The organism is Candidatus Abyssobacteria bacterium SURF_5, assembly GCA_003598085.1.
In the GTDB taxonomy this organism is placed as follows: Bacteria; Abyssobacteria; SURF-5; order SURF-5; family SURF-5; genus SURF-5.
Window position 1 is genome coordinate 1 of record QZKU01000006.1, and the last position, 11032, is coordinate 11032.

At 53.0% G+C, this 11032-nt stretch carries 9 protein-coding genes and 1 tRNA gene; all 10 read left to right on the plus strand.

All coding sequences use genetic code 11. The features are described from left to right. Positions 1-207 precede the first annotated feature (207 nt). The gene (locus C4520_00510; protein ID RJP26562.1) at positions 208-990 is read left to right on the plus strand and encodes a TonB family protein; all 783 of its coding nucleotides are present in this window, start codon (positions 208-210) and stop codon (positions 988-990) included. After that, positions 987-2285: a Tol-Pal system beta propeller repeat protein TolB gene (tolB, locus tag C4520_00515; GenBank protein RJP26563.1), complete on the plus strand. Its 1299-nt coding sequence runs from the start codon at positions 987-989 to the stop codon at positions 2283-2285. Before C4520_00510 ends, tolB begins: the two co-directional genes overlap by 4 nt. 121 nt (positions 2286-2406) lie before the next feature. Beyond that, positions 2407-2961, plus strand: a complete 555-nt coding sequence (gene pal / locus C4520_00520; GenBank protein ID RJP26570.1) for a peptidoglycan-associated lipoprotein Pal — start codon at positions 2407-2409, stop codon at positions 2959-2961. A 45-nt stretch (positions 2962-3006) separates the two neighbouring features. Then, complete coding sequence (ybgF, locus tag C4520_00525) at positions 3007-4056, plus strand: tol-pal system protein YbgF (protein ID RJP26564.1); 1050 nt, start codon at positions 3007-3009, stop codon at positions 4054-4056. Between the two features lie 63 nt (positions 4057-4119). Beyond that, a tRNA-Val gene (locus C4520_00530) sits at positions 4120-4193 on the plus strand. Positions 4194-4509: 316 nt separating this feature from the next. Further along, positions 4510-4941 (plus strand): hypothetical protein, encoded by a 432-nt coding sequence (locus tag C4520_00535; GenBank protein ID RJP26565.1) that lies wholly within the window; start codon positions 4510-4512, stop codon positions 4939-4941. A gap of 23 nt (positions 4942-4964) precedes the next feature. Further along, positions 4965-6938 (plus strand): hypothetical protein, encoded by a 1974-nt coding sequence (locus C4520_00540; GenBank protein ID RJP26566.1) that lies wholly within the window; start codon positions 4965-4967, stop codon positions 6936-6938. Positions 6939-6972: 34 nt separating this feature from the next. Beyond that, the gene (locus tag C4520_00545) at positions 6973-8232 is read left to right on the plus strand and encodes a hypothetical protein (GenBank protein RJP26567.1); all 1260 of its coding nucleotides are present in this window, start codon (positions 6973-6975) and stop codon (positions 8230-8232) included. 465 nt (positions 8233-8697) lie between these two features. After that, complete coding sequence (locus tag C4520_00550; GenBank protein ID RJP26568.1) at positions 8698-9702, plus strand: hypothetical protein; 1005 nt, start codon at positions 8698-8700, stop codon at positions 9700-9702. A 73-nt stretch (positions 9703-9775) separates the two neighbouring features. After that, the gene (locus C4520_00555; protein RJP26569.1) at positions 9776-10831 is read left to right on the plus strand and encodes a hypothetical protein; all 1056 of its coding nucleotides are present in this window, start codon (positions 9776-9778) and stop codon (positions 10829-10831) included. The last annotated feature ends 201 nt before the right edge of the window (positions 10832-11032 follow it).

The window sequence follows — 11032 nt, forward strand, 5'->3', positions numbered from 1 at the left end:
TTTCAAGTATCCTCTTCAGACACTCGATATGCAGGATTTAGTTCATGCTTTTCAATTATTTATGACTTTTTCTCACCCACAAATTCTCATGAGGACCCATAATTTTTAAATAAAATCATGCGACATTTTATCGTTCGAACTGTCAGTGCCCCTGTTAATCCGCAGGTGCTTATTAGCGGATTCTGGGAAAACCCACAATGGAGCCGAATGCTCATGTATTCGGTTCTTATACATGTATGCCTGGCGCTTACTTTTGTCTTTGTCAAGGTACTGAATCTGCCTTTCAGAAAGCCTTTTCAGCCGGTGGTTTATACGGTTGATCTTGTTGAATTCGAGAAAAAAAAGCCTCAGAAAAAGGCGAAAGCTGCGCAGGTCGCCGCGAAGAAAGAAGAGCCTAAGCCGAAACCAAAACCCGAACCGAAGCCGGAGCCAAAGCCCGAACCGAAACCCGAGCCGAAGCCGGTAGTTGAAAAAAAAGCGGCGCCGCCACCGCCACAAAAAAAAATTGAAGCACCGAAGGTTGTAAAAGCGCCTGAGCCGAAACAGGAACCGCCTGAAGTGAAGGCGCCGATCGAGCCGGCGAAGGAAGAGGCTCCTCCGCCACCTCCGCAAGCCGAGCCGACGGAGGTGGCCAAAGGGGAGCCCGAGCCGGTGGCCGAGAGCACGGTCGATCTTGATGCGGAATACATCACCCCCGAGCTGAAGTGGTACATTGAAATCATCCGGCGCAAAGTCTGGCAGAACTGGATCGAACCGTTGCATGCGCTCAGGTTGGGGACAAGTGCGAGAGTGGTCATACGTTTTGAAATTGGTCGTGACGGAAGTTTGGTTTCGGAGCCGGTGGTTTTCGAATCGTCGAATATCTTTGAGTTGGATCAATCCGGCTATCGCGCAGTGCTGCGATCGGCCCCGTTTCCGCCTCTTCCGGAAGGATATACCGGAACGAGTTTGGGCGTACGTTTCGGTTTCGCATATGGAGAAAGTGCATGAAGTATCTTTTCGTTAAAATTCTCTTTGTTTTTCTTCTCGTTAGTTGGCCGGTCGCACTTCGCGGGGAAAGCGATATCATCATTGATATTATTGAGCCGGGGACTGCGAAAATTAAAATCGGGATTCCTCCTATCGTTCTCGATCCCGGCACTCGTTTGCAAACGACCGCAAACGCGGCCGCCGAATTCGCGCAAGTTCTACGCGACGACCTGGATTTCACCGGGATTTTCGAAGTCTATCCTTCACCTCCGATAAATGTGAGAGTAAGCCAGGGCGAATTCGTTCCGCTCAAGTCATGGGTTCCGCTCGACGTACAGGCGGCCTTTCAAGGGCGCTGCAAAGAAACCGGCGGCGCCGTCGCTTTCGAATGTGAACTTTATGATGTCGAATCTGAAAGTCGCATCGTCGGCAAGTCTTATAAAGGGACCACGCGAGACGTGCGCACGATCGCTCATGCGTTTTCCGATGAAATCGTTTACCGCTACACCGGCAAACCCGGAATCGCCCATACCTCAATAGCTTACACCAGAGAGAAGGGCGGCTCTAAAGAAATCCATATCATGAATTACGACGGACATGGCTCCTATCAGCTTACCTACGACAAGTCTATCGCGCTTTCCCCCAGTTGGTCGCCCGATGGCACAAAAATTGTTTTCACTTCTTACCGCGATCATAACCCGGACGTTTACTTGATAGACTTGAAAGCCAGAAGCTCCAAGCGAATCTCGGCGTATGTGGGGCTCAATACAACTCCAGTGTTTTCGCCTGATGGCAAAACCGTGGCCCTTACTCTGAGCAAGGATGGAAACCCAGAACTGTACCTGCTCGCGCTCAAGGACGGCTCGCTTACGAGACTCACGAGGAATTCCGCCGCGGATACTTCCCCTTCCTGGTCCCCGAACGGCAGGGAAATAGCCTTTGTTTCAGACCGATCCGGCTCGCCGCAGGTATATATCGTCGACCGCGAAGGAGTTTACGTCCGCAGGCTGACCTATTCCGGATCGTATAATACTTCGCCCGATTGGTCGCCACAGGGGGATAGAATTGCCTACGTGTCGATGGTCAATGGCAAACCTGACATATTTACCATCGGTCCAACCGGAGCCGACGCCCGCAGAATAACCACAAACGGCGGAAACGAAGACCCGGTCTGGTCGCCCGATGGCAAGTACATTGCGTTTTCCGGGAAACGAAATGGCGTAAGAGATATCTATTTGATGAGAGCTGATGGTTCAGGTATTAAACAGGTTACCTTCGGAGGAGGTGATCATATGTCACCTGCGTGGTCTTCCTAAAGAACCACACGGGGAAGATCTGTAGTCGTTCGCTTGAGCAATTGATTTTTTTAAGGAAAATGTGATTTGAGAGAGAAGGAGGCGGGAGATGCGTCGCATTACAATTGGCTTGATGCTCCTGATGTTTACTGTGACTTCAATCGGGATCGGGTGCGCCCGCAAAAGCGGAGCGGTCACTGCGAAATTCCCGGAGGAATCAAAAAGCGCCGCGGCAACGACTTCGACGGCTGACAAGGAGGCCGAAGCCAGGCTTGGCGAAGGCGCAGCCACTGGATTCGAAGAAGGCGATCTCGCTCTGTTGCAGAGCAACAGACCTGGAGACCTTGTCTTTACCGACGCCGGCGAATCTTTGAAAAGCGTATACTTTGACTACGACAGTTCCGCCCTTTCACCCGAAGCGAAAGCGACGTTGGAACAAGTCGCTCAGTGGCTCAAGCAGAATCCCACGAAAAACATTCGGATCGAGGGAAATTGCGACGAGCGCGGAACTACCGAGTACAACCTTGCCCTTGGCGAGCGCAGATCTCTCGCCGCACGACGCTACCTGATCAGCCTGGGCATCAGCTCCGACCGCATTTTCACGATCAGTTACGGCGAGGAAAAACCGGCCGTCGATGGGCATGATGAGTCGGCTTGGAAGTTCAACAGGCGTGATGATTTTGCGATATCGCTGTAGACGTTGATGTCCCCAACGCGATATCACCAAGCGAAAGGGGGATAGATGGAACATTTATCCAAGGCCTGGCTGCTGGGGGTGTGTGTGCTCTCCTATTTTTTCATGGGGCAGGCAGGATGTCAGACGCTCACTTCGCAAGAGGATATTACTTACATAAGGTCCGACCTGGTTCGCATGAGGCGCGACATCGAGGAAATCAAGCAGGATCTTAATGCGCCGGACGCTTCAAGTAATCAGGATATCCTCCGCAACCAGGCGGCGCAACGGGAAGCTCTGATAGAATTGCATGAGGGCCAGCAGCGTCTGGAGAGCAAAACGGAGGAATCCTCCTACCAATTGGAGTCGCTCAAGCAGGAGCTTACAAACCTCAAGTTGAACCTGGTCAACCAGATGGAAGCCTTGCGGGCAATGAGCAAGCCGGTTCAACCGCCTCCTGCTGCTGGACAGCCGTATAGCAGCCAGCAACCGCCCGCGCAGTCGCCACTCTCTTCGACTCCTGCATCCCCTCAACAGCCGGGCCCTGTGCAAGCGGCTCCTCAACGGCAGATTCCTTCGCCGCCTCCTGTGCCTGCGATTCCGCCTGTGCCCTCGCCTTCGGTGGCTCCTTCAATGCCGCCGGTGCCTCCAGTCCCGTCGGCGCCGTCTTCTCCCCAGGCGCAGGCTATACCCTCGCAAGACGCGGGCGATGTTCGGGTCGCCCCGCCACCGGTTGATGTTATTGATTACACGAAGCTGTATGATACGGCCTACGAGGATTACGTGCGGCAGAAATATTCCCTTGCGCGCAGCGAGTTCGAAGAATATTTGCGGCGATTTCCGGAAACTGATCTTGCCGATAACGCTCAGTACTGGATCGGCGAGTGCTACTTCGCCGAGGGGAAGTATGAAGAGGCCGCAAACTCCTTCAAACTGGTCGTCGAAAGGTATCCAACCGGCAACAAGGTTCCTCGTGCCTTGTTGAAGGCGGGCTACGCTTTCCTGCAACTAGGGCGCGACTCTGATGCGAAAGAAATGTTTCAGCAGGTGATTGATGCCTACCCGCTTTCCAGCGAAGCCGATCAGGCAAAGATAAAACTCAGGGCACTCCAGGAGTAGAGCCTAGGTATGGCGCCTTGCGTTGACAAAGGCAATGCGCTGCAATATACTATCCCTAGGGCGGGGCGCTTAGCTCAGTTGGTTGGAGCGCTGCGTTCACATCGCAGAGGTCACTGGTTCGAGTCCAGTAGCGCCCACAGAATCATGCTTATAAGGGCTTGCACCAAGGTTCACAACCGTGGATGCAAGCTTTTTTGTTCCCCCCGATCGTCTTCAACCGCCTATCCGGGGTTGACAAGGAATCCCATGATCTGGTAGCATGTTGCCACTGTATCAGGCAGAAGTTGACTTCATACCTAATGATGTAAGTTTGGAAGTTCTTCCGCTTGCGCCTGTCGCAGTTCGGGATCGACGCAAGCGCCTTTTTTTGGTTGGATAGTTACGTTTAGGGCGCTGATATCCGCTGGCATGGAACTTGCCTTTCAACCTGGTGATTTCGACAAAGACTGAGGCATGATCAAATATATGAACGCTGGGATTTCGGGGAGGTTTGCCGCGGGCTTGTTTTGGGTGGCTCTCCTCTCGATCTTCGGCTGTCAAACCCTGAGAACATCGGAGCCTGCTTTCACCGTCCGGGTGCGTCATATTTCCGATTTTCAGGCTCACGAGGATCACGTAGTCCATCTGCATGAAGGCTTTTTCATTGCCGATACCGATTTATATGTGAAACTGCAGCGTTTTGTCCCGGATTTTGAATTGAATATGAACTCTAAAGAGGTCGTTTCGCGTTCCAACGAACCTCTGAACCCGGCTCTCCAACTGGCTGTTTCCTTCCAAGAGGACCTGTTGTACGAGTCATGGATTCTCTACCAGAACCTCATTCCACACGCAATCCATGAGCCGGGATACTACTTCCAATTCATTGCGTATGAAGACTTAAAATAGCATGTACTGTGGGAAAAGGTAATTTGAAATTGCAGATGGCGGCTCATTTGTTCCGATTCCGGTTGCTTGCTGTCTTTATTCTGTTCTCGATCATATCGGTTGCATTTGTGCATTGCGCGGAGACGCAACCCTCGCGCAGACGCATGGGTAAGGCATGTCTTGACTGCCATGAAGATATGCGTCCACGCCTTTCTGATAAAGTCGCACACCAGCCGTTCAGGGATCAGGATTGCGAGCAATGCCATAAGCGACATGGACTGCTGAAAACCCTCCTCTTGAAATCCCCTGATGCGTCGCTCTGTTTCCCGTGTCACGAAGAGCAAAAAGCGATTTTCGATCAGCCCGTGCAGCATTTCCAGAACGAGCAAGGGGTATGCTGGAAATGTCACGACCCGCATTCGAGCTCGAATGAATCGCTTTTGAAAGAAAGCGGCGAGGGTCTGTGCGCAACTTGCCATCCGGACAAGGAGGAATTCCAACGGGCGGTCGTCCATTCCCCGGTGAAGGAAGAAAAATGCCTCACCTGCCACGTCGCACATTCGGGCTCCACTGACCAATTGTTGAGAAAGCCGGAGGTCGAGGTGTGCGCCGGCTGCCATTCGGCCCAGCAGCCTCCTTTCGCCCAAAAACATCAAAATTACGACGTGTCACAGAGCAAATGCAGTTCCTGCCACAATCCGCATTCTTCGACGGGCGATGGCCTTCTTCAGCTTTCATTCCATCCGCCGGCGGGGGAGGATTGCCAGGCATGTCATACTCCGCCCCAGGAAGGAACCAAGCCCAAGCTGCTCCAGAGCGGCGGCAAGCTTTGCTTTACCTGCCACTCGGATGTCCAGGACGAACTAAAGCTCACCAATGTGCATCCGCCTTTCGGCGGAGACGAATGCGGCGAGTGTCATCTCCCGCACGGGTCGCGCTTTCCGGCGTTGCTGGCAAGCCGGCAGGAACAGGTATGCAATCGCTGTCATGATGATGAGATTATTTTCCCGAAATCGAAACAGGTTTCAAGTCATGACCCGCTCGAGAAGGGGGATTGCTCGGCCTGCCATGATGCCCATGCAAGTGAACAGCCGTATCTGGCGAAGCAGCCCGGCAAGCAACTCTGCCTGCAATGTCACCACGATCATGAGGCTTTCAAGAGCAAGAATCAGCATGAGCCTTTCAAAGAAGGCGAATGCCTCAAATGTCATGGTCCTCATACCTCCACGTTTGCCGCATTACTGCGTGACCGAACATACAATGTTTGCACCGAATGCCATTCTGCTGTCAAGGAACAGGGGCAACACCAAAATATTCACGATCCTTTCGGCGCAGGACGATGCGAAAAATGTCACGACGCTCACGGGAGTGATCAACAGAATTTCCTGATCTCGGGCGAACCGGGTTTGTGCTACGGCTGCCATTCGGATTTGGAAGAGAAGCTGAAGGTTGGCGAGAAGCACGCCCCCGCCGGATCGGGAGAGTGTTCAACATGTCATCCCGCCCACTCAAGCAGGCAAGAGAAGCTTCTGCACGTTTCATCACAGGAGCTGTGCTATCAGTGTCACGAAGATTTCAGTGAGAAAGGCGAGGCCGATCATGTGCATGAACCGGTGCGGCAACGTAACTGCCTCGGCTGCCATGAAGCGCATGTGGCAAGCGGCGAATCCCTCTTGAAGAAAGACGGCTCCTCCCTTTGCTATGAATGTCATACCAGCCAAAAGGAACTCTTCGTAAAAGATGTCATACATGAACCGGTGGGCGGGGGGGACTGCCTGACCTGCCACGAGCCGCATATCAGCAAATTCACATCGCTCGTCGTCGATAAGACAAGCGTGCTCTGCGCCTCATGTCACGATGTGAACGTTGATGAGTTTCTAAAATCCCACAGGGGATATGACGTAGCCAAAGCGGATTGCAGCGGCTGCCATGACCCGCATGCCTCCGCGAAGAATGGGTTGTTGCCGGCTTTCATTCATGAACCATACGGATCATTCCGTTGCGAGCTATGTCATTGAGGAAGACCTGAGCGAAAGCCGCTGAGATTGCTTGATGAAAAAGAAACACATACAAATTCCTCTTCTGTTGGCGGCCCTTCTTCTTATCTGCCCGCTTCTGGTGGAACAATCATACGGCGCGGGAAAAGAGATCGTCAGGAAAAAGGATTATCAGAAGCTATGCTACACCTGTCATAAGGATCTGAAAGACAGTTGGCAAGGAAAGCAGGTGCACGCGCCGGTTGGGCTTGGAAATTGCGTCGGCTGCCATAATCCCCATGCCTCAAATAATTCGAAACTTGTCGCCGCTCCAAGAAGCAGATATTGCTTCAATTGCCATGGAGAGGACCCATCGGAATTTGAATCCGAATATTCGCACCTGCCGGTCAAAGAGGGGCAATGCCTCAGTTGTCACCAGCCTCATGCGTCTGCAAATCCCTCCCTGTTGAGCGTCGGTAAGAAGGACCTCTGTTATACATGTCATCAAGATGAGAAAAAGGAGTTCGCCCAAGAGCATGTACATGCACCGGTCGAAAAGGCGGAGTGCCTGCAATGCCATTCTGCACACTCTTCGCCCCGACACAATCTGCTGCGCAAATCCAGCTCACAGCTGTGCGTACAATGCCACGATGGCACCAATTCCAGCTTCAATAATGCTCATGCCGGCTACCCGGTGGGTAAGGCGGGATGCGCCGATTGTCACGACCCGCATGCATCCGCCGAAAAGGCGCTTACCAGAAAAGTCGCCCATGTGCCTATGGTTAAGAAGCTCTGTTCATACTGCCACAGGGAGCCGGACAGCTCAAAGCCGTTTTCTTTGGTCAAGTCCGAAGACAGCCTATGCCGCTCGTGCCATTCTGATATGTGGCAGGAGTTTGCCAAACCCATCGCCCATCCTCCCGTCGCAGAAGGAAAATGCTCTGTCTGTCATTCCCCTCACGCCTCGGATCAGCGGTTCCTCATGAAAGAGAACAAGCAACTGCTGTGCGCCGGCTGTCATCAGGGCTTCCTTGAGAAGTTACAAAGAAAAGTCGTTCACGAGCCGGTCGTCAAAGGCCAGTGCGAACTCTGCCATGAGCCTCACGCTGCAAGCGTGGCGTCAATGCTGAAGACCGACGTCATCGAATTGTGCAAGCGATGCCACGGCGCGCAACACAGCATCAGCCATCCCTTTGGAAAAGACGTAATCGATCCCCGCGACGGCTCGGTGCTCGATTGCGTGAGCTGCCACGATCCTCATTCTTCTAACGAGGAGTACCTGGTGCATTATCCCGCTGCGCGGGAACTATGCATCCAATGCCATAAGGCGCTCTAGAAAACCCACATTAAATTTCGCCTTCCGCACAACATCTCACTGCCACCCGCCTTTCAACGCTCTTCTCCTCATCCAAAGTTGTTCCGGCCTTTTAGTCGAATCATATTTGGGTGAAACAACCCACTAGATGGGTCATTTCGCGCTCTCCAGACCTCCGAAAGAAGCCGCGAAAGCTTTTAGTCAAGTAAATTCTGCCTTTCTTCCTTCTGCTTGGAGAAGGAAAATCAAACCAGTCTTTGGCGGGTTCTGCGAATACGATTTCGTAATAGATGGTAAGTTACTACAGATATTGCGTTTATGTCCTTCAATAAAGAGCGGAGGAATTGACCTATGGGAAATAAATCGGAAAAATTTTCCTCTCCATCACGATTTAGTAAGGCTGGCATGCAGATTGCCTTTTAAGGCGACGCAGTCAATGAGGGCAAGCACTCGACCAGTTGCAGTAGATCACCGAAAGTGCGGCAGATGAAGATCAAACGCGAACGGCAGAATGTGAACAAGAAATCTGCAGGCGTTTGCCTTATTCAGAGACTTCATAGTTTTTCCTTCATTATTTTCGCAGTTACCCTTTCCCTCTTCGTTGCCTCTCCAACGTATGCGGCATTAAAAATAGAGGCCGTCCATTTATACGACTTGCAGGGCCCAACCAAAGATTCCCGATTCCGGAACCATAACGCTGTGCTCTGCGATCCAGAACGCAATGAGATGTATGTCGTCGACACGGGAAACGGCTGCATCCGAATCTTTGGCAAGGAAGGCCTTCAGATTTTTCAGTTCGAGAATGACGATTTGTCTCTCCCACTGAGCGTCGCTCTGAATGATCTCGGAGATATCTATGTTCTGCAAAGCGGCTCCGGCGGGCGCAGCATCAAGGTTTTTGATTTTCGAGGGAAGTACCTGTCTCAGTTGAAGCTCCAGGGTTTGCCCGACGGCGATTCCGTCATGCCGGAAGCCATCGCGATCGATTCGCGCAATACCGTTTATGTTTCCGACCCCAAACACGGCCGCCTTCTCGCTTTCGACAGCGAAGGCCGTTTGAAATTCACCATAACGCCTGAGATGTCAGAAAAAGACCGTGAGGAGGTTATCTTTGGCAATCTGATGATTGACAAAGAAGACAGGGTTTATCTGCCCGTCAGCACACTTGGGACAATTTTAGTGTTCGATTCCCAAGGCCAGCTTGTCACGAATTTCGGAATCAAAGGAGGCGGCCCCGGCAAACTGGCATTTCCGGTCGACGTGGTCGCGGACAACCGCGGGCGCATGCTGGTGCTCGACAAGCAGAGGCACTGTATATCGGTTTTCGATAGTCAGGGCAATTACCAGACCGAATTCGGCGGCATGGGCATATCTCCGGGTTGGTTCTTCTTTCCGAGCGGACTCGAGATAGACAGATATGGACGTCTCTATGTTTCCCAAAGATACGGTGACAAAGTGCAAGTTCTTAAGGTGAAGGAGGTAGTGGAATGAGATCAGACGGGAAGCGCCAAGGGAGTACTCAACGTCGACTTACAAAACATCTGAACAGGGGGGAGGTGAAACAATGAAAAAGGCATTCGTATTGATGGTAGCTACATTCCTTATCGCGGGAGTCTACGCGCCTGCGGCTATGGCGTTCCATGACGACGGCGTCGCTTACTGCGGCGGCTGCCACACCATGCACAACAGCCAGCATGGTCAATTGGTTGATCCGAATTCCGCAACAGGCAACCCATTCTTGTTGAAAGATGCCACGCCGAGCGATACCTGCTTGCTCTGCCATAAGAACTACGGGCAGTTAAGCATTGATGGGCAGACCCTCGGCCCCGGCGGTGACTACTATTGGGTGACGCAGGACGTCACGTGGACCGCCCACAGCCGCAACTACATTGTAGAAGGCCGCGAACATGGTCATAACCTGGATGCTCCGGGCAATGGCCTGACGGCGGACCCCGTGCTTACCACCTCGCCTGGTGGAACCTACAATGCAACGTACATGGGTTGTAACTCCTGTCATGACCCGCATGGGGAAGACAGTAACGACCTGTTGCTCTATGGTGTCGGCGCGACGGCCGCAAACTACGTTGGTGGATTCAATTTCACCAACGCTGCTCCGGCTATCATAGATAACGGACGCAGCACCACTCTCACCGGGAGCGCAGCCGAAAAACTGAGTCAGCACACGGCTTATCTCAGCGGGATGAGCGACTGGTGCGCGAACTGTCATGCCGGCATGCACTCCGGAATGACCAGCAACCTGGTTCACCCGGTAGACGTCGGCGTCGGCACGACGTTATCCAACAACTACAATGCATACGTCACGACGGGCAATATGACCGGCGCGCAGGCGACGGCTTACCTGCCGCTGGTGCCGTTTGAAGATGCTGCGAACACTACCACCAGCACCACCGGTACCACGTCCGCAAGTAGAGTGATGTGTCTGACCTGCCATCGTGCTCATGCATCGCCGTATCCGGATGCAGGCCGTTGGGATTTCGCTCAGACCGAGTTGACAGAAAGCCATCCGGCCGGTGAGCCTTACCTGGCTCAGTATTCCGGTGCTCCGCTGGATATGACCGTCCAGAGGAGTCTGTGCAACAAGTGTCACGCCAAGGACTGATCCTTGCCGGCACAATAGATAGCAAAATGTTCCACGCTCAGCAGTGGAGCGAATGAGCAAAGAGGGGGAGAGGGCGCTTCCAAGGCGAGGCGCCCTTCTCCATTTGGTGTGCCCGGCAGGGCGCACTCACTTGAAGGTGCAAGTCCTTTGCAGGCCCGACAGGGGGAACTGCTAGCCGGACGGCAAGGGTGTCCATCGCGA